Here is a 26,975-nt window from a genome sequence, read left to right as displayed (position 1 = left end):
GATATCCAAAGCAGGAGCCGCTACGGGCGCGTCCGCTTCGGCGACAGCCGCGTTCATGCGTGGCCTCTCAAGAATGATTCCAAATCAAACGGTCGTCGAAAGCTTCGGCCTCGCGCCGAAAACACTACAGGACGACGCAGGGAGCAGTCATTCCTGCGCCCTTGTGAGCAACCGATTATACTACTGGTCCCGCCAGCATGGACGCGATGGTGCGATACTGGTCGCCGCGTTGTAAAGATCGCGGCCTGCGGCGCAGAGGCGCGCCACCCATCTGGTGGCCGCGGGGCCGACGACCCGGCAGGTCCCGCATGCCTCGCCCCACGACGGTCCCGCGGGGACGGCCGGGCCGCGCGAGCGCGGCGGCCGGCCGACGCGGGCCGCCCCGCGCCAGCCCCGGCTTCGGCGCGGCTACTGCGGCGCGAGCACGATCATCCGGCAGAGCTCCGGATCCTCGTCCTTGTAGGGCGAGAAGCCGTTGCCTTCCTGGTAGACCCGCACGTTGAGGCCCCAGCGGCTCGCCAGCTCGCGGGCGAGCGTGGGCGCGTCCTGGTAGCGGCGGTAGTGATCGCCGTGCACGTGGTCCTTGTCGGCGTCCTTGGCGGTCCGGAACTCGGCGGCGAACACGTCGTTCGGGCCGAGGCCGGCGGCCACCGCCGAGAGCAGCACGTCTTGCGTCGGCTCGTCGATCGCGTGCAGCACGAAGCGGCAGTAGAACAGCACACCCTGCGGGGCCTGGGCCTTGAGGTCGGCGATCACGCGGGCGAGCTTCTCGCCGTCCTGCAGCTCGCACTGCACGAAGGACAGGTGCGGCAGGCCGGATTCGGCGGCCTTCTTGTTGCCGGTCTCGACCGCGACCTGCGACTGGTCGACCGCGACCACCTTGCTGGCGCGCTTGGCGAAGCCGAAGGAATCACGCCCGTTGCCGCAGCCAAGGTCCAGAACCGCGTCCCGGAAATAGCTCGATTCCGCCACGTAGCGGCAGAACGTCGACGAGTCCGAATACCAGGTCTGGGCGTAGAACTTGTCCCAATAGGCCTTGGTCGCGTCGGCCTGACTTTCCTGCATTAGCGTATCCATCGTCCCCACCTTTGGCTTGCGAATGCGCCCCGAGAACGGCGAAGACCCCCGCGGCTCGACTGGCGCCAATCGAAGCCGAGATTGCGATGCGAAACAAGTCTGCTGCGGTGCAGCGCTGGAGACAGCGCTTACGCCGGGGTCCCAGCCGTGAATTCCAGGCTCTGAAGCTAGCGGTCCTCGCGGATTCAGAATCCCAGTGTCCGGGCCGGGGTACGATGGGCGCGGGCGGCGGTCAATTTTCGCGCCCCTCGTCAGGGGTATCGGAGTCCGCCGCAGGCCGCTGACCGCCAAGGCCTCCGGCTCCGAGGAGCGCGTGTCCGGCTGCGCTTATGACGGCGTTTTACGAGCGCCTGTCCGGCGGCCCGCGACCTTTCGCCTCATCGGGATTCTGCGGACCCCACGATCCCCTGAAACTGCGCGCCGGCGCGAAGACCGCCGCCCTCGGCCCCCGTCCCGATTGCGCGAACGCCTGCGATCGCCGGCGCCGGCGCGACCCGCACGCCGGGCGGCTTCCCCGGCGCGTGCATCGCAACCGTCACCGCGTCCGGCGGGCGCGGACCGCCCCGCGGCCGGTCTTCCGCGACTGTGCAAGCGCCCTCGGACAGGCTATCCGTGAGACCGGATCAAGCGAGGTGCCCATGCGATCACTCGTTAATCGCGTGCTGAAGATGGCGACGGGCGACGGGAACAAGTTCTCGGCGCTGGTGGATGCTGGACGCGCCGAGGAAGCGGAGCGGCTGGCGCTCGATCAGATCGAGAACAACAACAAGCGGACCTTCTATCTCCGCAAGTTGCTTGAGCTTTACTCACAGACCGCGCGTCACGCGCAGGTTGTTGAGCTTTTCGGCAAGTACGGTTCGGACAAATCGCTCGCGACCTATCCGCTTCAGGTGATCCTCGCGACGGCGCTGGTCGAGACCGGCGCGCACGAGCGGGCGCGCAGCGTCCTGCTGCCGCTGATCCTCGAGCATAATTTCGTCGTTCCGCTGCAGCTCTACAGGCGGCTGCCGAGCGGTCCGACGACGGTCGACGTCGCGGTGGCGGCGTTCACGCGCAGCCGGCGCTCCTCGGTCACGAAGGCCTCCCAGGCCTCGCATCTCGTCGACATCGCGATCGCGGCGAACGAGGTCGACCGCGCCTATTACATGATGATGGAGATCCTGCGCTGGATCGGGGAGGGGCAGTTCACCAGCGCGCCCAAGGCCAAGACCTATATGAAGGCCTCCGCCGGCAACGCGGCCCTGGTCGACCTGCACGACCTGCTGATGCCGACCGCTCCGTTCTTCCTGATCAGCGGAACCCTTCTCGGCGTGATCCGGGAGGGCAAGCTGCTCGGCATGGACAAGGACATCGACCTCGGCGTGATGGGCCATGCGCAGCGCGACGAGATCAAGTCGCTGATCGCCGGCAGCTCGAAATTCACCGAGGTGTTCGTGCCCTCGGTCGATCTGATCAAGATCAAGCACAAGAACAACGTCAATATCGACCTGTTCTTCCATCACCGGCAGGGCGGCACGGTCTGGCACGGCAGCCACCTGCACGCCTGGGACAACGCCGTGTGGTGGAACGAGGGAAGTTCGCCGTTCTCGAAGGTGCAGTTCGCCGGCCGGGAGTTCCTGATCCCGTCCGACCCCGACAAGTATCTGACCGAGAATTACGGCGACTGGCGCACGCCGCAGTCCGATTACGACGCATCGCTCGAAGCGCCCAACCGCCGTGTGCGCAACCGGGTGCTGGCCCGGCTGCACTGGCAGAAGCTTCTCGTCAAATATTACCTCGGCGGCGAGTTCAACCTGCTGTCCAAGACGTTCTTCCATTACGAGAAGGAGTTCGGCTCGGACGCCTTCCTGCAGGAGGCCTCGCGCCTGCTGCTGCTGCGCAACGTCGAGGACCGTTCGGCGCAGTCGCAGGGCGGCGGCGCGGTCCTCGAGATGCAGGCCCGCCGCTAGCCGGCGAGCAGTTCCGTCGCCCGGACCTCGCCGACCTCCACGCCCGCCCAGTTCCGCAACGGACGGCGGACGCGGCCGGCGAGCCATTCGCCGAAATCGCCTTCGGGCGCGAGCAGCCGGATGAGCACCGCCGCCATCACGGCCTCGGCCGCGCGGGTGGCGCCGTCGTCGATCTTGATCGCGACGCCGTAGCCCAGCTCCGGGATCGCCCCGACATGGACGCCCTCGGCGCCCATCTTGACGAAGACGCGCCCGGCGCCGAGCTGCATCGCCTCGGTGTCGAAGCGGCCTGAGCCGCCGATCTGGAACGGCGCCGACCAGGCCGCCTCGCGCAGCGTGCGCGCAGCGGCGGCGCGATGCTCGCCGAGGCCATGGCCGGCGCCGAAACGCGCGAAGGCGGTCGCGACCGCCGCCAGCGGCATGGCGAAGGTCGGGATGCCGCAGCCGTCGACGCCGCGCGGCGCCTCGGCGAGGCGGGTCCCGGTCATGGCCTCCAGCGCGGCGGTGACCTCGCGCTGGACGGGGTGCTCGGCGTCGATATAGCCGGCGGGCTCGACCTCCATCGCGCAGGCGAGGCACAGGAAGCCGGCGTGCTTGCCCGAGCAGTTGTTGTGAAGCGTGGTCGGGCCCGCGCCGCTCGCGGCGAGCGCGCGCGCGGCGGCGTCGTTCATCGGCCAGTGCGCGCCGCATTCGAGCGCGTCCGCCGTCAGCCCGAGGCGCGCGAGCGCGCCGGCCGCGGTCGCGACGTGTTCGGGCTCGCCGCCATGCGAGGCGCAGGCGAGGGCGAGCTCCGCCTCCGTGAGGCCGAAACGGGCCGCGGCCCCGCTCTCCACCAGAGGCAGGCCCTGCAGCGCCTTCACGCCAGAGCGCGGGAAGGTCAGGCGCTCGGCGTCTCCGAGCGAGAACACCAGCTTGCCGGTGACGTCGGCGATCGCGACCGCGCCGGTGTGGCGGCTCTCGACCGAGAGCCCGCGCGTGACTTCGACGAGCGGCGCGGAAGCTGTCATCGCAGAACCTCGGGTCGGGGGAAGACTGGACACGCGGCGCACTAAGCAGAACCGCGCGCTTCCGCCAAGCGCGGGAACCGCGCTTCGGTCCCCGCTGTTCTGCATTGCTGCCGGCGGAGGTCCGTCGGCCCCACGAGGTGCAGCATGGCGGACGCCGCGACGCCCGAACCCGAATCGATGACCGTCGAGGAGATCGCGAAGGCCGCGGGGCTTAAGCTCGCCGCGCCGCGCGATCTGTCGGTCGAGCGCAGGCGCGCCGGACGGGGCTTCTTCTACGTCGACAAGGCGGGCCGCCGGATCACCGACGAGGAGACGCTGGCGCGCATCCGCTCGCTCGCGATCCCGCCGGCCTATCGCAACGTGCGCATCGCCGCGGACCCGCGCCACCATCTGCAGGCGATCGGCCGCGACGAGGCGGGCCGCACCCAGTACCGCTACCATCCCGACTGGGACACGGTGCGCGAGACCCGGAAGGTGGAGCGGCTCGATCGCGTGATCGAGGCGCTTCCGAAGCTGCGGCGCGCCGTCGCGCAGGATCTGGCGAGCCCGCGGCTCAGCCGCGCCAAGGCGCTCGCCGCGGCCGTCGCGCTGATTGACGAGACCCACATCCGGGTCGGCTGCGAGACCTATGTGCGATCGAACCAGGCGCATGGCGCGAGCACGCTGCTCAAGCGCCACGTCAAGGTCGAAGGCGAGAGCGTGCAGCTGAACTTCCGCGGCAAGGGCGGCAAGGACATCAGCTGCAAGCTTCGCTCCGGCCGGCTCGCGAAGGCGCTCTCGGGCGTCGCCTCGCTCCCGGGCCGAAGGCTGTTCCAGTACAAGGACGAGGCCGGCCAGGTGAGGCGGATCACCTCGACCGACGTGAACGCCTATCTGCGCGAGATCACCGGCCTGCCGATCACCGCCAAGGACCTGCGCCAGCTCGGCGCCAGCGCGACCGCGGCCGAGCAGCTCGTGGAGGTGGAGCCGGCGCCGAGCGAGAGCGGACGCAAGCGCCAGCTCGCCGCCGTGATGCGGGCGGTCTCGGAGCGGCTCTCGAACACGCCGGCTGTGGTCCGCAAGTCCTATGTGCACGCCGTTGTGGTCGAGGCGTTCGCCTCCGGCGCGCTCAAGAAGGCGTATCAGGACGCCCGCGGCCGGCCCGGACTGAGGCGGGCCGAGAAGACGCTTTCGCGTCTGGTCGCGCGTCTCAAGCGGGGGAGATGACGAAGGCGTCACCTTCGCCATCTCTTCGCCCGCTTGACGCTTCATCCACTGGTCCGCTTTCTGGCCTTTGCTCTCGCTCGTTCCGGATCGGACTCCATGACCTCTGTCGCCCGCGGCGCCGCCGTCGCCCTTCTGCTCGCCGCGTCGGCTTCGCTCGCGACGGCGCAGGCCCCCTGCGGGGGTGACTTCGACGCCTGGCTGGACGGCGTTCGCGCCGAGGCCCGGGCCGCCGGCGTCTCCGACAAGGCGATCGAGGAAGGCCTCGCCGGGGTCCGGATCGAGCCCAAGGTGCTGGCGGCCGACCGCGCCCAGTCCGTCTTCCAGCAGACCTTCCTGCAGTTCGCCGGGCGGATGGCCGGCGCGCCTCGGCTCCCCAAGGGGCTGCAGATGATGAAGCAGCACGCGGGTCTGCTGTCCGAGGTCGAGCGCCAGTACGGCGTGCCGGCCGCGGTGATCGTGGCGTTCTGGGGCCTCGAGACCGACTTCGGCGCCAATCTCGGGAAGTTCGACACCCGCAACGCGCTCGCGACGCTGTCGCACGACTGCCGCCGGCCCGACTTCTTCCGTCCGCAGCTGATCGCGGTGCTGAAGATCGTGGAGCGCGGCGATCTCGCGCCGTCCGAGATGCGGGGCGCCTGGGCCGGCGAGCTCGGTCAGACCCAGATGATGCCCGTCGACTATGTGCGCTCCGCGGTGGACGCCGACGGCGACGGCCGGCGCGACCTGATGCGCAGCCTGCCGGATGCGCTGACCTCCGCGGGCAAATATGTCGCCGACCTCGGCTGGCGCCGCGGGGAGCCCTGGATCCAGGAGGTCGTCGTGCCGGCGGAGATGCCCTGGCAGGAAGCCGACATCGACATCAAGCACACCGTCGCCGAATGGCGCGCGTGGGGCGTCAAGCCGCGCAACGGGACGCTGTTCCGCGACGACGCGCCGGCCGCGCTGCTGCTGCCGATGGGGCGCAACGGTCCGGCCTTCCTCGCCTATCAGAACTTCGACGTTTACCGGACCTGGAACCAGTCCTTCGTCTACGCGCTGACGGCGGCCTATCTGGCGACGCGCTTCGACGGCGCGCCCGTGGTGTCGGAAGGCAACGCGCCGGTGCGCGCGCTCAACGCCGACGAAATCCGGACCTTGCAGCAACTGCTGGCCCGCGACGGCCTACTGCCGGCGGACGAGGTGGACGGCAAGCTCGGCTTCGACACAAGGCGCGCGACGCGCAAGGCGCAGATCCAGCGCGGCCTGCCGGCGGACGGCTATCCGAGCCTGGAGGTCATCCAGGCGCTTTCATCCGGCGGATAACTCGCGCTCTTCGCTCCTGCCGCCTTGATCGCGCCCACTCCGCGTCCGACAACCTAGGATATGCGGGCATGGGTGCTGACGGACGGAGCTCCGGATCGCGAAGAAGCCTGCCTCGGCGTGGCCGAAGCCGTCGCCGAGCGCATCGAGCGCCGGCGCGTCGCGCCGCGGGCGCCGTGGCGCTGGCTCGCCCCCTGGGGGCCGCTCGATCCGCGCGACGCTCCTGAACGCGGCTCGCGCCTGATCCTTCCCGCCCAGGGCGCCGCGTGGCCCGACCTCGTGATCGGCTCCGGCAGGATCGCCGCCCCCTATCTGGCGCGGATCAAGAAGGCGTCGGGCGGCGGCGTCGTGACCGTGTTCATCGGCGACCGGGTCGGCCGCTTCTCCCCTGATCTCGTGGTCGCCCCCGCCGGCGGGCGAGCGCCGGCGCATGCGGTCCGGACGCGGACATGGCCGAGCCGGGTCAACGCCCTGAGGCTCGCCGCGGCCCGCGGAGCGCCGCCGCTCCTCCCGCCCGAGCTTCCCGGACCCCGCGTGGGCGTCCTGATCGACGCCCCGCTGGTGGCCGAGGATGCGGCCCGGCTGGTGGCCGGGCTGCGGCGGCTGCGGGAGCAGGGCGCGGCGCTCAGCGTGCGCCCGCCGGCCGGCGCGCCGGAGGCGCTGCTTCTGGCGCTCGCCGGCGTGGCGCATTATCTATGGGCTCAGGATCGCCCAGACCCCTATATGTCGGTGCTCGGGCAATCGGAGGCTCTGGTCGTGACCGCCCAGTCCACGCGAATGCTCAGCGACGCGGTGGTCACCGGGGCCCCCGTGCTGACCTTCTTGCCGCAGGGCGCGCCGCGGGCCGTCCGCCGCGTCCTTGAAGCGCTTGCCGCGCAGGGTCTGACGCGGCCGTTCACCGGCGAGCTTGACGCCTACGCCTACGCGCCGCCCGACTCGACGCGCGAAGTCGCGCATGCGATCCACGCTCTCGTGACGACGCGCGCCGCGCTGCGCAAGGAACGCGTCCGCCGGGCTCCGGCCCGGACCCGCGAAACGAACGGACCTTCTTCACGATGACCACACAGCCGATCAGCCATGTGCGCCTCGCCATCCTCGGCTCGGGGCCGGCCGGCTGGACCGCCGCGGTCTACGCCGCGCGCGCGATGCTGGAGCCGCTGGTGATTTCGGGCCTCCAGCCCGGTGGCCAGCTCACCATCACGACCGACGTCGAGAACTATCCGGGCTTCGCCGATCCGATCCAGGGCCCCTGGCTGATGGAGCAGATGCAGCTGCAGGCCGAGCGGATGGGCGCGCGCACGCTGTTCGACCATGTCTCCAAGGTCGATCTGGGCCGGCGGCCCTTCGTGATCGAGACGGAGTCGTCCGGCCGCATCACGGCCGACGCCCTCGTGGTCGCGACCGGCGCGCAGGCCAGATGGCTCGGGCTCGAAAGCGAGGAGCGCTTCAAGGGCTATGGCGTCTCCGCCTGCGCGACCTGCGACGGCTTCTTCTTCCGCGGCAAGGAGGTCGTGGTGGTCGGCGGCGGCAACACCGCTCTCGAGGAGGCGCTGTTCCTGACCAACTTCGCCAGCAAGGTCACGCTGGTGCATCGCCGTGAATCGTTCCGCGGCGAGCGGATCCTGCAGGACCGGGTGTTCGCCAATCCGAAGATCGAGGTGGTCTGGAACGCCACCGTCGGCGAGATCCTCGGTTCGGGCGCGCCGCTGAAGGTCGAGGGCGTCAAGCTCGTGGACACCCGCACCGGGACGCCGAGCGTGCGCCGCTGCGACGGCGTGTTCGTCGCGATCGGCCATGCGCCTGCGACCGAGCTGTTCCGGGGCCAGCTGGACATGAAGCCGTCGGGCTATCTGGCGGTGAAGCCGGGCACGTCGCTCACCAATATCCCGGGAGTGTTTGCGGCGGGCGACGTTGCAGACGAGACTTACCGCCAGGCGGTCACGGCCGCCGGCATGGGGTGCATGGCCGCGCTCGACGCAGAGCGCTTCCTTGCGGCCGAAGAGGCGGCGCGCACCGCCGCCTGAGCGCGACGAGAGCTGCCGCGTCTGTCGGCTGCGGGGGACCGAATGGACTGGGACAAGCTGCGAATCTTTCACGCCGCCGCCGATGCGGGGAGCTTCACCAAGGCGGGCGAGACGCTGGGGCTGAGCCAGTCCGCGGTCAGCCGCCAGGTCTCGGCGCTGGAGCACGAGCTTAAAACGCCGCTGTTCCACCGCCACGCCCGCGGCCTGATCCTGACCGAGCAGGGCGAATTGCTGTTCCGAACCACCCAGGAGGTGTTCGCGAAGCTCGAATCGGCGCGGTCGATGCTTACCGACAGCCGCGAGCGCCCGAACGGCGTGCTGAAGGTCACGACGACCGTCGGACTGGGCTCAGGCTGGCTGACGCCGCGGCTCGTCGAGTTCATGGACGCCTATCCGGACATCCAGGTCCAGCTCATCCTGAGCGACGACGAGCTTGATCTCGCGATGCGCGAAGCGGACGTCGCGATCCGCCTGCGCGCGCCGACGCAGCCCGACCTGATCCAGCGGCGGCTGTTCACCGTGCACTACCACGTCTACGCCTCGGCCGATTACCTCAAGAAGCACGGCCGGCCGGCGACCCTGGACGATCTCCAGAAGCACCGCCTGATCGAGTTCGGCGGACCCGTCCCGCCGTTCCTGCAGAGCATCAACTGGCTGAAGACAGCGGCGCGGACGCCCGGCAATCCCCGGGCCGCGAGCCTCGTCGCCAACAGCCTGACCGCGATCAAGCACGCCGCGGAGACCGGCGTCGGGCTGGCGGTGCTCCCGGACTACGTTGTCGAGGAGAGCTCCCAGCTGCAGCGCGTGCTCGACGGCGACGAGATGCCGACCCTCGAGGCCTATTTCGTATACCCGGAAGAGCTCAAGAACGTCGCGCGCATCCACGTCTTCCGGGACTTCCTGGTCGAGATGGCGCAGCGCTGGCAGTTCTGAGCCGCGCGCTGACGGCTTCGTCATCTCAGGGCGACGACTTCATTCCGGTCGCGATGGATCAGATCAGGCGTTGAAACGTTGTTTCCCTGAGTACGGCCCGGAACGGGCGATCAGGAGACATGGATGAGCGCGCAGATCAACACGCCGGGCGAGCACGGAAAGCAGCTGAACCACGTCGAGGCCAAGCAGGGAACCGACGCGCCGCGCGGCATGCCGATCGTGGTCATCGTCGGGGTGGTGGCCGCGACGGCCGCGATGGCCATCATCTGGCTGGTCTTCTTCGCTCGCTGACCGCCAGCCGCCCAGACAGCAAAACGCCCGGCCGCGAAGCGCGCGCCGGGCGTTTTCTTTTGGGCCTTGGGCGTGAAGCCCGCCGCGCCTGGTTCAGGCGTCAGGCGAAGCGAACGCTCAGGACCTCGTAGCTCTTGCCGCCGCCCGGAGTGGCCACCTCGACCGTGTCGCCGACCTTCTTGCCGACGAGCGCGCGCGCGATCGGCGAGCCGATCGAAACCCGGCCCTGCTTCACGTCGGACTCGGCCTCGCCGACGATCTGGTAGACCTTCTCCTCGTCGGTGTCCTCGTCCACGACCGTCACGGTGGCGCCGAACGTGATGGTGTCGCCCTGCAGCTTGGAGACGTCGATGACCTCCGCGCGGGCGATCATGTTCTCGAGCTCGGCGATGCGGCCCTCGTTCAGGCTCTGCTGTTCCTTCGCCGCGTGGTACTCGGCGTTCTCGGAAAGGTCGCCGTGCGAGCGGGCCTCGGAGATGGCCGCGATGATGCGCGGCCGCTCGCTCGAGGCGCGGTGCTTCAGCTCCGCTTCCAGCGCCGCATGACCTGCGGCGGTCATCGGGATCTTGTCCATCTCAGTCTCTCTCGACACTACAAACGCAACGCCCCTCGAACCGAGGGGCGCGCACGTGACGCCATAAACGCCGGAAGCCCAGCCGCCGTTCCATCTTTCTTTCGGCGGGGGCCGGTTCAGCCGAAATAGGACTGCAGTGAGCGCACCTCGAGGTCGCCGCCAAGATAGGCTTTGATCCCCTGAGCCGCCGCCACCGCGCCTGACAGCGTGGTATAGTATGGCACTTTGTGCAAGAGGGCGGCCCGCCGGAGCGACCTGCTGTCGGCAAGCGCCTGCGCGCCTTCCGTGGTGTTGAAGACCAGCTGGACGCCGCCGTTCTTGATCGCGTCGACGACGTGCGGCCGGCCTTCCAGCACCTTGTTGATCTTCTGCGCGTCGATGCCGTGCGCCGCGAGGTGGCGCTGGGTGCCCGAGGTCGCGATGATCTTGAAGCCGAGGTCGGCGAGCATCCGCACCGGCGCCAGAACGCGATCCTTGTCGCCTTCGCGCACCGAGACGAACACCGTGCCCCCGAGCGGCACCCGCGTGCCGCCGCCGAGCTGGCTCTTCGCGAAGGCGACGCCGTAGTCGCGGTCGAGGCCCATGACCTCGCCCGTCGAGCGCATCTCCGGCCCGAGCACGGTGTCGACGCCCGGGAACCTCGCGAACGGGAACACCGCCTCCTTCACGCCGATATGGCCGAGCGGCTCCGACTTGAGGCCGAACGCGGCGAGCGGCTCGCCCGCCATCACCCGCGCGGCGATCTTGGCGAACGGCTTGCCCACCACCTTCGCCACGAACGGCACGGTGCGCGAGGCGCGCGGATTGACCTCCAGCACGTAGATCACGCCGTCCTTGATGGCGTACTGGACGTTCATCAGCCCGCCGACCTCGAGCGCGAGCGCGAGCGCCCGCGTCTGCTCCTCGAGGGCCGCGATCATCTCCGGCGACAGCGAGTGCGGCGGCAGCGAGCAGGCCGAGTCGCCCGAGTGCACGCCGGCCTCCTCGATGTGCTCCATGATCCCGCAGACGAAGACGTCCTTGCCGTCGCACAGCGCGTCGACGTCGACCTCCGTGGCGTCGGTCAGGTAGCGGTCGAACAGCAGCGGGTTCTTGGACAGGACCGTGTTGATCTGGCCGGTCTTGTCGTTCGGGTAGCGCTGCTTGACGTCCTCCGGCACCAGGTCCGGCAGCGTGCCGAGCAGGTAGTCCGAAAGCATCTTCTCGTCGTGCAGGATCGCCATCGCGCGGCCGCCGAGCACGTAGGAGGGGCGCACCACGAGCGGGAAGCCGAGGTCGCCGGCGACGATGCGCGACTGCTCGACCGAATAGGCGATGCCGTTGTCCGGCTGGACGAGCTTGAGCTTGTCGAGCAGCCGCTTGAAGCGGTCGCGATCCTCGGCGAGGTCGATCGCGTCCGGTGTCGTGCCGAGGATCGGCACGCCGGCCTTCTCGAGCGCGTTCGCGAGCTTCAGCGGGGTCTGGCCGCCGAACTGGACGATGACCCCGTGCAGCGTGCCGCGCGAGCGCTCGACCTCGATGATCTCGAGCACGTCCTCGGCGGTCAGCGGCTCGAAATAGAGCCGGTCCGAGGTGTCGTAGTCGGTCGAGACGGTCTCGGGGTTGCAGTTGACCATGATGGTCTCGTAGCCGGCCTCCGAGAGCGCGAAGCAGGCGTGGCAGCAGCAGTAGTCGAACTCGATGCCCTGGCCGATGCGGTTCGGGCCGCCGCCCAGGATGATGATCTTCCTGGCGTCGCTCGGCTGGGCCTCGTTGACCGGCTGGCCCGCGAAGGGCGGCGCGTAGGTCGAGTACATGTAGGCCGTAGGCGAAGCGAACTCGGCCGCGCAGGTGTCGATGCGCTTGAACACCGGCCGCACGTCGAGCGAGCGGCGCTGCGCCGCGACCTGGTCGGACGTCAGGCCGGCGAGCGTCGCCAGCCGGGCGTCGGAGAAGCCCTGGGCCTTCAGCTTGCGGAACGCCGCCGCGGTGGTCGGCAGGCCGATGCGGCGGACCTTTTCCTCGGTCGCCACAAGTCCTTCGAGCTGCTCGATGAACCACGGGTCGATCTTGCAGGCTTCGTGGATCTCGTCGGCCGGGAAGCCGAGCCTGAGCGCCTGCGCGACCTTGAGCAGGCGGTCCGGCGTCGGCTTGCTGAGCGCGGCGCGGATCGCGTTCTTGTCGTCACCCTGGCCGAGCCCTTCGATCTCGATCTCGTCGAGGCCCGTGAGACCGGTCTCGATCGAGCGCAGCGCCTTCTGCAGGCTCTCGGCGAAGGTGCGCCCGATCGCCATGGTCTCGCCGACCGACTTCATCGAAGTGGTCAGGGTGGCCTCGGCGCCGGGGAACTTCTCGAAGGCGAAGCGCGGGATCTTGGTGACGACGTAGTCGATCGTCGGCTCGAACGACGCCGGGGTCGCGCCGCCGGTGATGTCGTTGTCGATCTCGTCCAGCGTGTAGCCGACGGCGAGCTTGGCCGCGACCTTGGCGATCGGGAAGCCGGTCGCCTTGGAGGCGAGGGCGGACGAGCGCGACACCCGCGGGTTCATCTCGATCACGATCATCCGGCCGGTCGCCGGGTCGATCGCGAACTGCACGTTGGAGCCGCCGGTCTCGACCCCGATCTCGCGCAGCACCGCGAGCGAGGCGTCCCGCATGCGCTGATATTCCTTGTCGGTCAGCGTCAGCGCCGGCGCGACGGTGATCGAGTCGCCCGTGTGGATGCCCATCGGATCGATGTTCTCGATCGAGCAGATGATGATGCAGTTGTCCGCCTTGTCGCGGACGACCTCCATCTCGTACTCCTTCCAGCCGAGCACGCTCTCCTCGATGAGCACCTCGTCGGTCGGGGAGGCGTCCACGCCGCGCTCCACGATCTCGAGGAATTCCTCGCGGTTGTAGGCGATGCCGCCGCCGGTGCCGCCCATGGTGAAGGACGGCCGGATGATCGCCGGCAGGCCGATCTCCTCGAAGGCCACGAGCGCTTCCGTCAGATTGTGGGCGAGCCGCGAGCGCGGGGTCTCGAGGCCGATCTTGGTCATCGCCTCGCGGAACAGTTCGCGGTCCTCGGCCTTGTCGATCGCCTCGGCGGTGGCGCCGATCATCTCGACGTCATGCTTCTCGAGCGCGCCCATCTTGCGCAGCGACAGCGCACAGTTGAGCGCCGTCTGGCCGCCCATCGTCGGCAGCAGCGCGAAGCCGCCGGGCACGACATGGCGCTCCTTGGCGATGATCTTCTCGACGATCTCCGGCGTGATCGGCTCGATATAGGTGGCGTCCGCCATGTCCGGATCGGTCATGATGGTCGCCGGGTTCGAGTTCACCAGGACGATCCGGTAGCCCTCTTCCTTGAGGGCTTTGCAGGCCTGCGTGCCGGAATAATCGAATTCGCACGCCTGCCCGATGACGATCGGTCCCGCGCCGATGATGAGGATCGTCGCGATGTCAGTGCGTTTGGGCATGAAACAGGGCTTTCCGGGGCGGCGCGAAGGGGCCAGGCCGCGCGCCGCGTGGCATGTGAAGAGCGATTGTGTGGCTGAAGGCGTTCCATACACAGTCGGCCGCTGGCAGGGAAGCGTTCAGCGATATGCAAGTCGGCTTCGCGACCGACAGTGGAGAACCTATCATGACTGCGCAGCGCCGGACCGTCCTCATCACGGGAGCGTCGTCGGGGATCGGACTCGAACTCGCCCGGCTGTTCGCCGCGCATGGCGACGACCTCGTGCTCGCGGCCCGGCGCGAGGACCGGCTGAAGGCGCTCGCCCAGGAGCTTTTGGGCAGGCATGGCGTCAGCGCCGTGGCGGCGCCGGCGGATCTCGCCACGCCCGAGGGCGTGAAGGAGTTCGCGATCGAGATCGGCCGGCGGGGCCATGTCGTCGACGTGCTGGTCAACAACGCCGGCTTCGGCCTGCGCGGGCCCTTCGTGAAGCTGCCCCTCGACCGCCAGCTGGAGATGATCCAGGTGAACGTCGCGGCGCCCACGGCGCTGGCGGGCTTCTTTCTCCCCGGAATGATGGCGCGCGGCCGCGGTGGCGTCCTCAACGTGGCGTCGCTCGCGGCCTTTCAGGCGGGCCCCGAAATGGCGGTCTACTACGCCACCAAGGCCTTCCTGCTGTCGTTCTCGGAGGCGCTCTACGAGGAATCGAAGCGCAGCGGCGTGACGGTCACCGCGCTCTGCCCGGGCCCCGTGCCGACCGAGTTCGGGCACGTGGCGGGCATGGGCGACGCGCAGCTGTTCAAGACCGGGGTCGTGTCGGCCGAAGCCGCGGCCAAGGCCGGGTTCGAGGGCTTTCAGAAGGGCAAGGCGATCGTGATCCCGGGCGCGCTGCCCAAGATCGGCGCGTTCATGACCCGGCTCGGCTCGCGCGGCCTGACCCGCCGGATCGCCCACGAGATGCAGCGCACGACCTGAGCGGCCGCGCCAAAACAAACGGGGCGCCCTGTGGGCGCCCCGCGGAAACTCTGTCGCCGGTCGGCCGAAGCCGCGATCACTCCGCGCGGAGGTTCGCCGCCTTGGTCTTGCCGCGGTCCATGACCACCTCGAAGCCGACCTTCTGGCCCTCGACGAGGGTGTGCAGGCCGGAGCGCTCGACGTCGGAGATGTGGACGAACACGTCCTTGGAGCCGTCGGTCGGCTGGATGAAGCCGTAGCCTTTCTGCGTGTTGAAGAACTTTACGGTACCGCTGGGCATTTCTTATCCCCTTGAGACAAGCGCATGTGCGCAGTTGGACGGAAGCCCCTGCAGAGGCGGCCGGCCGGGCACAATCCGAACTTTGGTGCGTGTCGTGGAGGCGGGAGCTTCGGCGGTCGCCGTATGCAAGCCAGTCCGGACATCCAAAATCTGATTGCAACCGCGACTATGGCGCACAGGGGCAGGGGTTCGTCAAGACGGCGCCGCCGCTCCTTAAGGGGAACCTCGGAACGGCCGGATCGTTGTTCAGGAGCCCTCTGCGGCGTTCGTTTCGTAGGAGATCACGGCGTTGAAGTCATCGGACGAGACGGTCTCGACGGACGAGTTTCGCTTCACGGACGACGGTTCCACGCCGAACCACCCGGCTTTCGCGCTGCTGCTCCACAGGCAGGCGTTCGACGCCTCCGGCGAGGCGCCGGAGGTCTGCGCCGAGGCGCTGTTCGCGGCCAATGGCTGGGGCGGCTTCTGGCGCGACGGCGTGTACCCTTTCCACCATTACCACTCAACCTGCCATGAGGCGCTTGGCGTCGCCCGCGGCTGGGCCGAGGTGCAGTTCGGCGGCGAGAAGGGCGAGAGCGTCCGGATCGCCGCCGGCGACGTCGCCGTGCTGCCCGCCGGAACCGGGCACAGGAAGGTTTCGGCGAGCGACGACTTCCTGGTCGTCGGCTGCTACCCGCCCGACCAGCCTTACGACCTGATCCGCTCCGGCGAGGGCGACCATGACGCCGCGGTGGCGCGCGTCGCGTCCGTGCCTCTGCCGGCGACGGACCCGGTGTTCGGGCCCGACGGCGGGCTCCGCACCATGTGGAGCGAGCAGCGCTGAGCTTCAGCGCGCCGCGCGAAGCGAGAGGCGCTTGAGCCCGACCGCTGCGGCGAGCGTGCTCGCGCCGAGCGCGAGCGACAGCCACATCGCTCCCGGAGCCCCGAAGCGCTCGATCGCCGCCCCGTAGGCGACAGGCGCCGCGGCCGAGGCGAAGAAGCTCGGCGCGATCAGCCGTCCCACCACGGCGCCGTAGCGCGCCGGGTCGAACAGCGCGAGGGGCAGGGTGCCGCGCGTGATGGTCAGCAGGCCGGCCGCTCCGCCATAGATCAGCGAGAACATGGCCGCCGTGGCGAGCGACGCACCGCTCCAGAACCCCACCACGAAAGACACGACGAGCCCTGCCGCCGCGGCGAGGTTGAGGTCGACCGGACGGAGCCTGCGGCCGAACAGGACTTCGCAGAGCCGCGCCGCGGACTGGCCGATCCCCCGCAGGGCGGCGATCCAGGCCGTCGCGCCCGCCGCGACGCCGAGGCCGCCAAGCACGCCGATGATGTGCGCCGACATGCCGTAGTGCAGCGCGTTCGAGAGCGCGACCACGGAGGCGAACAGAATGGCGGCGGCGAGATCGGAGCGCGGCGCGGAGCTCAGCTCCTCCTCCGGCCCTGACGGCTCCTCGGGAGCGGCGAACCGCGCCTGCGGGATCGTCCAGTGCAGCGGCGTCGTCAGCAGGGCGCAGGCGGCGAAGACGAGGCAGGCGGCGCGCCAGCCATACGCATCGGCGAGCACCGCCCCGAGCGGCCAGAACACGGTCGAGGCGAGGCCGCCCAGCAGCGTGATCTGGGACATGGCCCGCCGGGCTTCCGGGCCGCCGATGCGCGCCAGCGCCGCGAAGGCCGCGTCGTAGAGGCAGAGCCGCATCGCGACGCCCAGCACGATCCAGGCGGCCCCGTAGCTGATCGGGCCGGCGGCGGCCGCCAGCGCGGCGCAGCCCGAAGCCGCGAGCAGCGATCCGCAGACCATCGCGATCCGGCCGCCGTGACGGTCGATCATCCGTCCCGCGGCCGTCGAGACCACGCCCATCGTCAGCAGCGCGAGCGAAAAGCCGGCCTGCGTCTCGATCAGGCTCCAGCCGAAATCGGCGGCGATCCGGTCGCCGAAGGCGCCGATCAGATAGAAGGTCGATCCCCAGCAGATCAGCTGGCCGACGCCGAGCCGGAGGACGACGCCGCGGCTGATCACTCCACGCGCCCTCCGAGCGGCCGCTGCATCAGCACCGTGTCGACCCAGCGTCCGAGCTTGAAGCCGACCGCCTCGAGCACCCCGACATGCCGGAACCCCAGCCGCCGGTGCAGAGCGATCGACCCGGCGTTGGCCGAATCGCCGATCACGGCCACCATCTGCCGCCACGGCCCGGTTTCGCAGCGGGCGATCAGCTCCGCGAGCAGGGCGCTTCCGACGCCCTGGCCCTGGGCTTCGGCGGACACGTAGACGGAATCCTCCACCGTGTGGCGGTAGGCCGGCCGCGCGCGATATTCCGCGGCATAGGCGTATCCGAGCACGCGGCCGTCGCGCTCGGCGACGAGGTAGGGACGCCCGGCGGCGATGATGGCGTCGCGCCGGCGGGCCATCTCGTCGACGCTCGGGGGCTCCAGCTCGAAGGTGGCGAAACCGGCCAGCGTCTCCGGCTCATAGATGCGCTGGACCGCCGCCATGTCCGAATCGAGCGCGTCGCGAACGCGCAGCGGTCCGCTCATTCGCCGCTCTGCCGGCATTTGCCGGGCAGGTTCTGGAAGTGGACGTTCTTGAGGCTCGCCTCGAACCAGACCGGCCCATCCGCCCTGGGCTCGTACCGGTGGAGCTCGATGGCGATCTCTTCCTCATGCTGCGCGGCCTGCGACGCGTCCGGCACGACGATGCGGGAGGAGATGCGCGCCGGATCGGAGGCGCTGAACGTCCACTCGGGACGCGGCTCGGAGACGCCGTCGAAATCGGCGCGCTCGCCACTGTCCTCGGCGACATAGATCTGGCGGAAGCGCGGGGCCGGGCCTTCCCGGTCGACCTCGAAATAGAAGGCGACCCGGGGCCGCTGTTCGACGAACACGTAGAACTGGCAGTAGAGCCGGGTTCCGCCGGAATCCTGCGCCTGGCGCGGCTCGGGCGGGCTGGCCTCCTCGGCCGGCCACAGCAGCAAGGCGCCGCCGGCCCCGGCCAGAATGACGGCGAACAGGGCGAGAAGGCCTAGTCTGCGCGCCGTCATCCGCGTGGGTCCTTACGCCCGCTTGTTCATCATCTCGACGAAGCGGTGGAAGAGGTAGTGGCTGTCCTGCGGGCCCGGCGAGGCCTCCGGGTGATGCTGCACCGAAAAGGCCGGGCGGTCCGTGAGTTCAAGCCCGCAATTCGAGCCGTCGAACAGCGAGACGTGGGTCTCGCGCGCGGTCTCCGGCAGGGTGTCGCGATCGACCGCGAAGCCATGGTTCATCGAGGTGATCTCGACCTTGCCGGTGATCAGGTCCTTCACCGGATGATTCGCGCCATGATGGCCCTGATGCATCTTCTGGGTGTTCGCGCCGACCGCGAGCGCCAGCATCTGGTGGCCGAGGCAGATGCCGAAGGTCGGCACCTTCTTCTCCAGAACGCCCTGGATCATGGGCACCGCATAGGCGCCGGTCGCGGCCGGATCGCCCGGGCCGTTCGACAGGAACACGCCGTCCGGCTCCAGCGCCAGCACCTCCTCGGCGGTCGCGGTCGGCGGCAGCACGGTGACCTCGCAGCCCGCGGCGGTCAGCATGCGAAGGATGTTGCGCTTCAGCCCGTAGTCGATCGCCACGACCCGCTTGGCCTCGCCCTCCGGGCGCTTGCCATAGGCGCCGGGCTCGGCCTGGCCGGGCCAGGTCCAGCCGCCCTCGTCCCACTCGTAGCGCTGCGTCGCGGCGACGAGCGGCACGAGGTCCTGGCCTTCGAGCCCGGGGAAGCCCTCAAGCTCGGCCTTCAGGACCGCCTCGTCGAACCGGCCGTCGGGCGCGTGCGCGATGACCGCGTTGGCGGCGCCCTTCTCGCGGATCAGCGCCGTCAGCGCGCGGGTGTCGACGCCCGCAACCCCGACGATGCCGCGCGCCTTCAGCCAGGCGTCGAGGTCGCGGGTCGCCCGCCAGTTGGACGGAGAGGTGACGTCGGCCGCGAACACCGCGCCGCGCACGCCCGACGAGGCGGCGGCGTTGATGGTCTCGACGTCGTCGTCGTTGACCCCGACATTGCCGATGTGGGGGAAGGTGAAGGTGATGATCTGGCCCGCATAGGACGGGTCGGTCAGGATTTCCTGATAACCCGTCATCGCGGTGTTGAAGCAGAGCTCGCCCGCCGCGATCCCTTCGGCTCCGATGCCCTGGCCTTCGATCAGGGTGCCGTCCGCCAGCAGAAGCCGCGCGGTCGGGCGCGCCTCATCCCAGCCGTGAGCGGCCGTGTCTTGTCCCGTCATGACGATTGCCTTAACCCAGCGCGAACGCCGCGCAGCGCCCGAAAGCGTAGTTGCGGCCGGAAACTAGGCGCCGCCCCGAAGCGCGTCAACCGACGCGCCGGCGCGCCAGCCCTGCAGGCTCAGAGGATAAGACGATGCGCGAGGCGATCAACGCCGCTGTCAAGGAGTCGATGAAGGCCCGCGACGCCGCCCGCACCGCGACGCTGCGCATGATGGGGGCCGCGATCAAGGATCGCGACATCGAGGCGCGGGGCGCCGGCAAGGGCGCCGCGACCGAGGACGAGCTGAAGCAGCTGCTCGCCAAGATGATCAAGCAGCGGCAGGAATCCGCCGCGATCTACGAGCAGAACGGCCGCCCGGAGCTCGCCGAGAAGGAGCGCGCCGAGATCGCCGTGATCCAGGAGTTCCTGCCCGCGCAGATGTCGCCCGAGCAGGTCGCGGCGGCGATCGACGTCGCCATCGCGGAGACCGGCGCCGAGTCGGTCAAGGACATGGGCAAGGTGATGGGCGCCCTGAAGTCGAAATATGCCGGCGTCATGGATTTCGGCGCGGCGAACGGCGTCGTGAAGGCGAAGCTCGGCGGCTGACGCCGCCCGCTCACCTGCCCAGGCCGGACGCGTCCGGCGTCACCACCGCGAACAGGTCCGCGAGTCCCGCCAGCGCGCCGTCATGCACCTCCTGCGCGGAGCGGGCCGGGCGGCCGAGCACGCCGGGCAGGGGCCGGCTCGCGACTGCGTTCTCCACGATCGTGACGCCATAACCGAGGTCGACGGCCGCGCGGGCCGTCGAATCCACGCACATGTGGGTCATGAAGCCCGTGAGAATCAGGTTTTTGCGGCCGAGCCGCTCAAGCGTCCGGCCGAATTCGGGGTTCGTGAAGCCGTTGGGAAGCTCCTTCTTGAACACCGGCTCGCCTTCCGCCGGGGCCGCCTGCGGGGCGATCTCGGCGCCCTCGGTTCCCTCGACGAACACACCGGCGGGCGCGCGATGGACCAGATGCACGACCGGCGTTCCGGCCGCGCGGGCTTCGGCGAGCAACGCCGCGATCGCCGCGAGCGCCGGCTGCACGCCGGGCAGGGCGATCGGGCCGCTGACATATTCGTTCTGCGCGTCGATCACGACCAGGGTCGCGTCGGAGAGCGAGGCGGGGGCGGGCGCGGCGCCGGCGAGTTCGAGAAGGGTCTTGGGGGTTTCGGTCATGCGATCGGGCCTCCTCCCGCGGCGTTCGTCGCGCGGACGCGATCATCCTCTCCCATGAGGCCCGTCGCGGGAAGCCGCAGCGACCGCCAGGCCGGCTTCATTGATCGGCCGTTAACCCAGAACTTCGCATTTTAAAGACCATGATCATCCGCATCGCGATCTTTGTCGGCTTCTTCAGCTCGGCCGTGGCGCTCGCTGGCGTCGGCGCGTTCGGAAAGCAGGAGCGCGCGGCCTGGCGCGGCGAGGCCGAGGAGGCGTGCGTCGCCGCCGACCAGGTGAAGCCGACCTCCTTCGTGCGGCCGCTCGGCGAGATTGCGGGCCAGGACATCTGCGGAGTCGATCACGCCTTCCGGGTGCTGGCGCTGGCCGACGGCGCCGTCGGCGTCCAGCCGAGCGCGCGCCTGGGCTGCGCCATGACGGCCGCGCTCGACCTCTGGGTTCGTGACAGCGTGCAGCCCGCTGCGCGGGAGCGCTTCGGCGTTGAGGTCGCGGAGATCCGCAATGCGGGCTCCTACGCCTGCCGCAAGGCCAGGGAGGCGGGCGAGCCGGGGCTTTCGGAACACGCGTTCGGCAATGGAATCGACGTGGCGGCCTTCATCCTCGCCGACGGCCGGGAGATCCGGGTTGCGGCCGTCGGAGATCCCGCCGCCGCCGCCTTCCTCGACGACGTCCGGTCCGGCGCCTGCGGGACGTTCAGGACGGTCTCGGGGCCCGGCGCCGACGGATCCGGCGACGGACATCTCCATCTCGACCTCGCGCGCTACGACGCGGACGGCCGCGTCACGCGATGCGGTCCGCGGACGGCGGAACCTGCGGGGCCGGGGCTCGCGCCGCCCGCGGACGACCGCGCTCCCGAGGTGAGCTCCGCGCCTCGCCTCGACGGCGGCGCCCTACGGCCGGCGGCCGACACGGAGGTCGCGACCGGCTCCGTCACCCTGGCGCGCCCCGTCGCCGCGGAGCCGACGCCCTAAAACCGGCGCTTCGCGCGCGGGGCCTCACGCGCTATGCCGACGCCGGCGGGTCCGCGCAGGCAGGCTGATGACTTCCAAACGCTGGCAATTCTGGATCGACCGCGGCGGCACGTTCACGGACGTGATCGGCCGCGCGCCTGACGGCGCGCTGCACGTCCGCAAGCTGCTGTCGGAGAACCCGCGCGCCTATCGGGACGCGGCGGTCGCCGGCATCCGCGAATTGCTGGGCTTGCGGCCGGACGAGCCCGTCCCGTCGGACCGGATCGGCGCGGTCAAGATGGGCACTACGGTGGCCACCAACGCGCTGCTGGAGCGCAAGGGCGAGCGGACGGCGTTGCTGATCACCCGCGGGCTCGGGGACCAGCTGCGCATCGGCTACCAGGCGCGCCCGAAGCTGTTCGCCAGGAAGATCGAGAAGCCCGAGGCGCTCTACGACCGCGTGGTCGAGATCGACGAGCGGGTTCGGGCGGACGGGACGGTCGAGCGGGAGCTCGATCCGGCCGAGGTCTGCCGTGTCCTGGGGGAGCTGCGGGCCGCAGGCTATCGCGCGCTCGCCATCGTGTTCATGCACGGCTTCGCCTATCCGGCTCATGAGCAGGCCGTGGCCGCGCTCGCCCGCGAGGCCGGCTTCGCGCAGGTTTCGGTCAGCCACGAGGTGTCGCCGCTGCCCAAGATCGTCGGACGCGGCGACACCACGGTGGTCGACGCCTATCTGACGCCCGTGCTCGCCCGCTACGTTGCGCAGGTGCGCGACGAGCTGAACCTGACGGAGGCCGACGCGGGCCGGCTGATGTTCATGACGTCCGCCGGCGGGCTCACCTCCGCCAGCCTGTTCCAGGGCAAGGACGCGATCCTCTCCGGGCCCGCCGGCGGCGTGGTCGCCATGGCGGCGACCGGCGGAGCCGCGGGCTTCGGCAGGGTGATCGGCTTCGACATGGGAGGCACCTCGACCGACGTCGCGCATTACGACGGCGCCTTCGAACGCTCCTTCGAGACCGAGGTCGCGGGCGTGCGGATGCGCGCGCCGATGATGCGGATCCACACGGTGGCGGCCGGCGGCGGCTCGGTCCTGCATTACGATTCGGGGCGCTTCCGGGTCGGCCCGGACTCCGCGGGCGCCTCGCCGGGTCCCGCCTGCTACCGCAATGGCGGGCCGCTCACCGTGACGGACGCCAACGTCATGGTCGGCAAGCTGCAGCCGGACCTGTTCCCGAGGATTTTTGGCCCCGGCCGTGACGAGCCGCTCGACGCGGCGATCGTGCGGGAGAAGTTCGCGGCGCTGGCTGAGGAGATCGGCGACGGCCGCAGCCCGGAGGAGGTCGCCGACGGCTTCATCGCGGTCGCGGTCTCCAACATGGCGGAGGCGATCAAGACGATCTCCGTCGCGCGCGGCTATGACGTCACCAAATACGCCCTGAACTGTTTCGGCGGGGCAGGGGGCCAGCACGCGGCTCTGGTGGCGGACGCGCTCGGCATCGACACGGTGCTGATCCACCCGCTGTCCGGCCTGCTCTCGGCATACGGCATGGGGCTCGCTGACATCCGCGCCAGCCGCACGGCGACGTTGGGGACGCCGCTGTCGGAGGCCGGAGAGAAGATCGCCGAGGCCGTGGCGACGCTGACCGCGCAGGCGCGGGAGGAGCTGCGCCGGCAGTCGGTCGAGGATCCCGGGATCGAGGTGCGGCTCCACGTCCGCTACCATGGCACGGATTCGACGATCGAGGTGCCGCTGGACGCCGCCGCCGCCGAGGCGGGCGCGCTCGACCTCCGGCGGGTCGCGGCCGACTTCGACGCGCTCCACCGGGCCCGCTTCGGCTTCGTGGACGAGGCCCGCGCGCTTGTGGCGGAAGCCGTCGAGGTGGGCGCCGCCGGCGGCGCGTCGGCGCTGGACGAGCCGGAGCGCGCCGCGCAGGGCGACGCGGCCCCGGCGCCCGAGCGGCGGGCCGCCATCTTCACCGGCGGCGCGAGCCGGCAGGCCGGAATCTTCCGCCGCGAGGCGTTGCGGGTCGGCCAGGCCGTGGAGGGCCCCGCGCTGGTGGTGGAGCCGAACCAGACGGTGGTGGTCGAGGACGGCTGGCGCGCCGAGCTCACCGCGCGCGACCATCTGGTCCTCACCCGCGCGCGGCCCCGCGCGGCGACACGGGCGGTCGGCACGTCGGCCGACCCCGTCATGCTCGAGATCTTCAATAACCTCTTCATGTCGATCGCCGAGCAGATGGGGCTCGTGCTGCAGAACACGGCGAGCTCGGTGAACATCAAGGAGCGGCTCGACTTCTCCTGCGCGGTGTTCGCACCCGACGGCGCGCTGGTCGCCAACGCGCCGCACATGCCGGTGCATCTCGGCTCGATGGACCGCTCGGTCGAGGCGGTGCTGCGCAGGGCGGGCGATCGGCTGAAGCCTGGCGTCACCTTCGCGCTCAACGCGCCGTACGACGGCGGCACCCATCTGCCGGACGTCACGGTGGTGACCCCGGTGTTCGGCGAGGCGGGCGAGCGCCTGCTGTTCCTGGTCGCGAGCCGCGGCCACCACGCCGACATCGGCGGCGTGGCGCCCGGCTCGATGTCGCCGCGCGCCACCACGATCGACCAGGAAGGAGTGACGATCGACGTCGTCGCGCTGGTCGAGGACGGCCGCTTCCAGGAGGAGCGTATCCGGAGCATCCTGGCCGGCGCGCGTTATCCGGCGCGCAATCCCGACCAGAACGTCGCCGACCTCAAGGCGCAGATCGCCGCCAACGCCAAGGGGGTCGCCGAGCTCAACAGGATGATCGCCACCTTCGGGCTCGACGTGGTCGGCGCCTATATGGGCCACGTGCAGGACAACGCCGCCGAGAGCGTCGCGCGCGTGATCGAGCGGCTGGAGGACGCCGAGTTCGCCTGCGAGACGGACCAGGGGGCGACCATCCGGGTCAGGATCTCGGTCGATCGCGAGGCCCGCACCGCCACCGTCGACTTCACCGGCACCAGCCCGCAGCAGCCGGACAATTTCAACGCCCCGGAGCCCGTCACCCGCGCGGCCGTGCTCTACGCCTTCCGCGTGATGGTCGACGACGACATCCCGATGAACGCCGGCTGCCTCAGGCCCGTCCGGATCATTGTCCCGGAAGGCTCGATGCTGAGCCCGAAGCCGCCCGCGGCGGTGGTCGCCGGCAATGTCGAGACCAGCCAGATGGTGGTGGACTGTCTGTTCGGCGCCATGAAGGTCATGGCGGCGGCGCAGGGCACCATGAACAACCTGACCTTCGGAGACGCGCGGCGGCAATACTATGAGACGATCTGCTCCGGGGCGCCGGCGGGGCCCGGTTTCGACGGAGCGGACGCGGTCCACACCCACATGACCAATTCGCGGCTGACCGATCCGGAGATCCTGGAGCAGCGCTATCCGGTCGTGCTCGAGGAGTTCTCGATCCGCCGCGGGTCTGGCGGGCGCGGAAAATGGTCCGCAGGCGACGGCGTCCGCCGCGTGATCCGCTTCCTGGAGCCGATGGACTGCGCGATCCTCTCGGGCCGACGGATCACCCGGGCCTTCGGCGTCGCGGGAGGGCGGGATGGCCAGCCGGGGGGGAATTTCGTCCGCCGGGCAGGGGGAGCACTGGAACAACTCGCCGGATGCGACCAAATCAGCGTCGACCCTGGCGACGCGATCGTCATAGAAACGCCGACGGGCGGCGGCTGGGGCCGCAGCGAGGAGTCCTGAGCCTCATGAGCGCACGCCGACCCATCCCCGGTGAGGGCGAACGGTCGAAGCCGGTGACGGTCTCGGCGATCCGCAACGCCAAGGGCGGCGAGCCGCTCGTCTGCCTGACCGCCTACACGACGCCCGTCGCGCAGGCGCTCGACGCGTCCTGCGACCTTCTCCTGGTGGGGGACTCGCTCGGCATGGTGGTCTACGGGCTCGACAGCACGATCCCGGTCACGCTCGACATGATGATCGCCCATGGGGCCGCCGTCGTGCGCGGCGCCAAGCACGCGCTGGTCGTCGTGGACCTGCCGTTCGGCGCCTATCAGGAAAGTCCCGCCCAGGCGTTCCGCAACGCGGCCCGCATCCTGGCCGAGACCGGCTGCGGCGCGGTCAAGCTCGAGGGCGGGGCCGTGATGGCCGAGACCATCAACTTCCTCACGCAGCGCGGCGTCCCGGTGCTGGCCCATGTCGGGCTGCAGCCCCAGTCGGTCAACGCGCTCGGCGGTTATGCGGCCCGCGGCAAGCAGGCCGCGGAGGCCGAGGCGATCGTCGCGGACGCGCGCGCGGTGACGGACGCCGGCGCCTTCGCGGTGGTGATCGAAGGCGTGGTCGCGCCGCTCGCCGCCCGCATCACCTCGACGATCCGGGTGCCGACGATCGGCATCGGGGCCTCGGCGGAGTGCGACGGCCAGATCCTCGTGACCGACGACATGATGGGCGTGACCTTCGGCCATGTGCCGAAATTCGTCCGCCGCTACGCGGATGTGGGCGGCTCCATGAAGGCCGCCGCGGAGGCTTATGCGGCCGACGTGCGGGCCCGCCGCTTCCCCGGCGAGGAGCACCTCTACGGCGCGCCGAAGCCGAAGGTGGCGGCCGGTTGAGGCTTCAGCGGGCGCGCTCCCGCCGGCCGAGCGCCACCACGGCCACCACGGCGGCCGCGCAGGCGATCGTCGGCGCGTCGATCGGCTCGGCCAGCAGCAGCGCGGCGATCGCGAGCGTGACGAAGCTCTGCAGCAGCTGAACCTGGCTGACGCGCGCCACGCCGCCGAGCGCGAGCCCCGCGTTCCAGGCGAAGAAGCCGACATACTGGCTCATCGCCGTGACATAGGCGAAGGCCGTCCAGGACGCCGCCGAGACGGCGGCGGGGTCGAGCGGGGCGAGCCGCACCGCGACCGGCAGTGAGAGGGGCAGGGACAGCACGACGGCCCAGGAGATCACCTCCCAGCCCGGCATGGTCCGCGCCAGCCGGGCCGAGAGCGCGTAGCCGATCGAGGCCGACGCGACGGACGCCAGCAGCGACAGGTCGCCGAGGCCGACCCCTGCGGTTCCGCCGTCGCCGCGCCAGAGCGCGAAGCCCAGCACCAGCGCCGCGCCGAGCGCCGCGAAGGTCCAGAACCGGCGGGACGGCCGCTCGCCGCCGAGCCATGCGCCGGCGAGCGCGGTCGCGAGCGGCAGCACGGCCAGCACGACGCCGCCATGGGACGACGAGGCGCGCGTCATGGCGAAGCCGCTGAACAGCGGAAAGCCCCAAACGAGACAGATCGCGATCAGCGCGAGGACGCCGAGCGTGCGTCCGTCGGGCACGGGGCGGCGCAGCGCGGTCAGCGCGGCGAGCGCCATCAGGCCCGCCCCCGCCGCGCGCCCGGCCGCGAGGAAGCCGAAGCCGAGTTCAGGCGTGGCGAGCCGCGTCGCCGGCAGGGTGCCGCCGAAGATCACGACGCCGACGAGGCCGAGCAGCAGTCCCAGCTTCGTCCGATCCATCGCGCGCGTCCTGCTCTATCTGCAGGGGCCGGAGTAGTTCCGCGTTCGAAGCGCGGCAAACGACGTTTGGCGATGGACGCCATCTCGCTCTTT

General features: G+C 70.3%; 24 protein-coding genes. 13 read left to right on the top strand and 11 right to left on the bottom strand.

What is annotated here, in order from left to right; translation table 11 throughout:
* Window positions 1-408 precede the first annotated feature (408 nt).
* Window positions 409-1,065: a class I SAM-dependent methyltransferase gene (locus tag GGR24_RS16165; RefSeq protein WP_183396410.1), complete on the bottom strand. Its 657-nt coding sequence runs from the start codon at window positions 1,063-1,065 to the stop codon at window positions 409-411.
* 650 nt (window positions 1,066-1,715) lie between these two features.
* Here GGR24_RS16165 and GGR24_RS16160 point away from each other — a divergent pair.
* The gene (locus GGR24_RS16160) at window positions 1,716-3,026 is read left to right on the top strand and encodes a LicD family protein (RefSeq protein WP_183396409.1); all 1,311 of its coding nucleotides are present in this window, start codon (window positions 1,716-1,718) and stop codon (window positions 3,024-3,026) included.
* On the opposite strand, the gene GGR24_RS16155 is transcribed toward GGR24_RS16160, so the two are convergent.
* The gene (locus GGR24_RS16155) at window positions 3,023-4,033 is read right to left on the bottom strand and encodes an asparaginase (RefSeq protein WP_183396408.1); all 1,011 of its coding nucleotides are present in this window, start codon (window positions 4,031-4,033) and stop codon (window positions 3,023-3,025) included. The genes GGR24_RS16160 and GGR24_RS16155 overlap by 4 nt on opposite strands.
* A 144-nt stretch (window positions 4,034-4,177) precedes the next feature.
* Between GGR24_RS16155 and GGR24_RS16150 the strand changes: the two genes are divergently transcribed.
* The 6 genes from GGR24_RS16150 to GGR24_RS16125 all read left to right on the top strand — a co-directional run bounded on the left by GGR24_RS16150 (window position 4,178) and on the right by GGR24_RS16125 (window position 9,786).
* Window positions 4,178-5,239: a DNA topoisomerase IB gene (locus tag GGR24_RS16150; protein ID WP_183396407.1), complete on the top strand. Its 1,062-nt coding sequence runs from the start codon at window positions 4,178-4,180 to the stop codon at window positions 5,237-5,239.
* Window positions 5,240-5,335: 96 nt separating this feature from the next.
* A complete protein-coding gene (locus GGR24_RS16145) occupies window positions 5,336-6,541 on the top strand; it encodes a lytic murein transglycosylase (RefSeq protein ID WP_183396406.1) in 1,206 nt (401 codons plus the stop codon).
* Window positions 6,542-6,601: 60 nt separating this feature from the next.
* Window positions 6,602-7,597, top strand: coding sequence for an ELM1/GtrOC1 family putative glycosyltransferase (locus GGR24_RS16140; RefSeq protein WP_183396405.1), 996 nt, complete (start codon window positions 6,602-6,604; stop codon window positions 7,595-7,597).
* Window positions 7,594-8,562 (top strand): thioredoxin-disulfide reductase, encoded by a 969-nt coding sequence (trxB, locus tag GGR24_RS16135; protein WP_183396404.1) that lies wholly within the window; start codon window positions 7,594-7,596, stop codon window positions 8,560-8,562. Before GGR24_RS16140 ends, trxB begins: the two co-directional genes overlap by 4 nt.
* 42 nt (window positions 8,563-8,604) lie before the next feature.
* Window positions 8,605-9,495, top strand: a complete 891-nt coding sequence (locus GGR24_RS16130; RefSeq protein WP_183396403.1) for a LysR family transcriptional regulator — start codon at window positions 8,605-8,607, stop codon at window positions 9,493-9,495.
* A 123-nt stretch (window positions 9,496-9,618) separates the two neighbouring features.
* A complete protein-coding gene (locus GGR24_RS16125) occupies window positions 9,619-9,786 on the top strand; it encodes a hypothetical protein (protein ID WP_183396402.1) in 168 nt (55 codons plus the stop codon).
* A gap of 100 nt (window positions 9,787-9,886) precedes the next feature.
* On the opposite strand, the gene greA is transcribed toward GGR24_RS16125, so the two are convergent.
* Both greA and carB read right to left on the bottom strand, forming a co-directional pair.
* Window positions 9,887-10,360, bottom strand: a complete 474-nt coding sequence (gene greA, locus GGR24_RS16120) for a transcription elongation factor GreA (RefSeq protein ID WP_183396401.1) — start codon at window positions 10,358-10,360, stop codon at window positions 9,887-9,889.
* A 116-nt stretch (window positions 10,361-10,476) separates the two neighbouring features.
* Complete coding sequence (carB, locus tag GGR24_RS16115) at window positions 10,477-13,800, bottom strand: carbamoyl-phosphate synthase large subunit (RefSeq protein ID WP_183396400.1); 3,324 nt, start codon at window positions 13,798-13,800, stop codon at window positions 10,477-10,479.
* Between the two features lie 164 nt (window positions 13,801-13,964).
* On the opposite strand from carB, the gene GGR24_RS16110 reads away from it, so the two are divergent.
* Window positions 13,965-14,750: an SDR family NAD(P)-dependent oxidoreductase gene (locus tag GGR24_RS16110; RefSeq protein ID WP_183396399.1), complete on the top strand. Its 786-nt coding sequence runs from the start codon at window positions 13,965-13,967 to the stop codon at window positions 14,748-14,750.
* Between the two features lie 76 nt (window positions 14,751-14,826).
* Here GGR24_RS16110 and GGR24_RS16105 read toward each other — a convergent pair whose 3' ends face one another.
* Window positions 14,827-15,030 (bottom strand): cold-shock protein, encoded by a 204-nt coding sequence (locus GGR24_RS16105; protein WP_183396398.1) that lies wholly within the window; start codon window positions 15,028-15,030, stop codon window positions 14,827-14,829.
* A gap of 289 nt (window positions 15,031-15,319) precedes the next feature.
* Here GGR24_RS16105 and GGR24_RS16100 point away from each other — a divergent pair, with 289 nt between their 5' ends.
* Window positions 15,320-15,853: a cupin gene (locus tag GGR24_RS16100; RefSeq protein ID WP_183396397.1), complete on the top strand. Its 534-nt coding sequence runs from the start codon at window positions 15,320-15,322 to the stop codon at window positions 15,851-15,853.
* 3 nt (window positions 15,854-15,856) lie between these two features.
* On the opposite strand, the gene GGR24_RS16095 is transcribed toward GGR24_RS16100, so the two are convergent.
* The 4 genes from GGR24_RS16095 to carA are packed head-to-tail and all read right to left on the bottom strand — an operon-like array spanning window position 15,857 to window position 19,268.
* Window positions 15,857-17,032, bottom strand: a complete 1,176-nt coding sequence (locus GGR24_RS16095; RefSeq protein WP_183396396.1) for an MFS transporter — start codon at window positions 17,030-17,032, stop codon at window positions 15,857-15,859.
* Window positions 17,029-17,547 carry a GNAT family N-acetyltransferase gene (locus tag GGR24_RS16090; RefSeq protein WP_183396395.1) on the bottom strand — a complete coding sequence of 173 codons (519 nt, stop codon included), beginning with the start codon at window positions 17,545-17,547 and terminating at the stop codon, window positions 17,029-17,031. The genes GGR24_RS16095 and GGR24_RS16090 overlap by 4 nt, the downstream gene beginning before the upstream one ends.
* Window positions 17,544-18,050, bottom strand: a complete 507-nt coding sequence (locus GGR24_RS16085; RefSeq protein WP_183396394.1) for a hypothetical protein — start codon at window positions 18,048-18,050, stop codon at window positions 17,544-17,546. Before GGR24_RS16085 ends, GGR24_RS16090 begins: the two co-directional genes overlap by 4 nt.
* A gap of 12 nt (window positions 18,051-18,062) precedes the next feature.
* Window positions 18,063-19,268, bottom strand: coding sequence for a glutamine-hydrolyzing carbamoyl-phosphate synthase small subunit (gene carA / locus GGR24_RS16080; RefSeq protein ID WP_183396393.1), 1,206 nt, complete (start codon window positions 19,266-19,268; stop codon window positions 18,063-18,065).
* A gap of 134 nt (window positions 19,269-19,402) precedes the next feature.
* Here carA and GGR24_RS16075 point away from each other — a divergent pair, with 134 nt between their 5' ends.
* Window positions 19,403-19,855 carry a GatB/YqeY domain-containing protein gene (locus GGR24_RS16075; RefSeq protein ID WP_183396392.1) on the top strand — a complete coding sequence of 151 codons (453 nt, stop codon included), beginning with the start codon at window positions 19,403-19,405 and terminating at the stop codon, window positions 19,853-19,855.
* Window positions 19,856-19,865: 10 nt separating this feature from the next.
* On the opposite strand, the gene GGR24_RS16070 is transcribed toward GGR24_RS16075, so the two are convergent.
* Window positions 19,866-20,468, bottom strand: a complete 603-nt coding sequence (locus GGR24_RS16070; protein WP_183396391.1) for an isochorismatase family protein — start codon at window positions 20,466-20,468, stop codon at window positions 19,866-19,868.
* Window positions 20,469-20,608: 140 nt separating this feature from the next.
* Here GGR24_RS16070 and GGR24_RS16065 point away from each other — a divergent pair, with 140 nt between their 5' ends.
* The 3 genes from GGR24_RS16065 (at window position 20,609) to panB (ending at window position 26,002) form a co-directional block, all read left to right on the top strand.
* Complete coding sequence (locus GGR24_RS16065; RefSeq protein ID WP_183396390.1) at window positions 20,609-21,439, top strand: extensin-like domain-containing protein; 831 nt, start codon at window positions 20,609-20,611, stop codon at window positions 21,437-21,439.
* 67 nt (window positions 21,440-21,506) lie between these two features.
* Window positions 21,507-25,136: a hydantoinase B/oxoprolinase family protein gene (locus tag GGR24_RS16060; RefSeq protein ID WP_183396389.1), complete on the top strand. Its 3,630-nt coding sequence runs from the start codon at window positions 21,507-21,509 to the stop codon at window positions 25,134-25,136.
* Between the two features lie 5 nt (window positions 25,137-25,141).
* The gene (gene panB, locus GGR24_RS16055) at window positions 25,142-26,002 is read left to right on the top strand and encodes a 3-methyl-2-oxobutanoate hydroxymethyltransferase (protein WP_183396388.1); all 861 of its coding nucleotides are present in this window, start codon (window positions 25,142-25,144) and stop codon (window positions 26,000-26,002) included.
* 4 nt (window positions 26,003-26,006) lie between these two features.
* Here panB and GGR24_RS16050 read toward each other — a convergent pair whose 3' ends face one another.
* A complete protein-coding gene (locus tag GGR24_RS16050) occupies window positions 26,007-26,882 on the bottom strand; it encodes a DMT family transporter (protein WP_183396387.1) in 876 nt (291 codons plus the stop codon).
* Between the last annotated feature and the right edge of the window lie 93 nt (window positions 26,883-26,975).

Source organism: Hansschlegelia beijingensis (assembly GCF_014196425.1).
Lineage (GTDB): Bacteria > Pseudomonadota > Alphaproteobacteria > Rhizobiales > Methylopilaceae > Methylopila > Methylopila beijingensis.
Note: the sequence above shows the minus strand (reverse complement) of the source record. Positions and strands in the feature narration are given on the sequence as shown.